This window comes from Butyricicoccus sp. AF18-9LB (genome assembly GCF_027684505.1).
Lineage (GTDB): Bacteria > Bacillota > Clostridia > Oscillospirales > Butyricicoccaceae > Agathobaculum > Agathobaculum butyriciproducens.
In genome coordinates this window covers 1-468 of the sequence record NZ_JAQCWA010000063.1, presented here as the reverse complement: position 1 = coordinate 468, position 468 = coordinate 1, and the positions used below count along the sequence as shown (strand labels likewise).

At 60.0% G+C, this 468-nt stretch carries 1 protein-coding gene; it reads left to right on the top strand.

From position 1 onward, the window contains the following. Nucleotides 1-468: FAD-dependent oxidoreductase (locus tag PGY33_RS14300; protein WP_270479211.1), on the top strand; the 468-nt coding region annotated here is incomplete at both ends.

Below are 468 nucleotides of genomic sequence, written 5' to 3'. Positions count from 1 at the left end.
TATCGGTGTTCCGGGCGAGAACGCAAACGGCGTTTACTCCGCGAATGAGTACCTGACCCGCATCAATCTGATGAAGGCATACAAGGAAAACTCCGACACCCCGATCTACCACGCCAAGAAGGTTGCAGTAGTCGGCGGCGGCAACGTAGCAATGGACGCTGCCCGCTGTGCAAAGCGCATGGGCGCAGACGAGGTTTACATCGTATACCGCCGTTCCGAGAAGGAGCTTCCGGCTCGTCTCGAGGAGATTCACCACGCGAAGGAAGAAGGCGTTGTGTTCAAGTTCCTGACCGCGCCGCTCGAGGTGCTCTCCGACGAGAACTTCAACGTCACCGGCCTCAAGTGCCAGCAGATGGAGCTGGGTGAGCCTGACGCATCCGGCCGCCGTCGTCCGATTCCGGTCGAGGGCAGCGAGTTTGTGCTCGATCTGGACTGCGTTATCGCGGCAATCGGCACCAGCCCGAACCC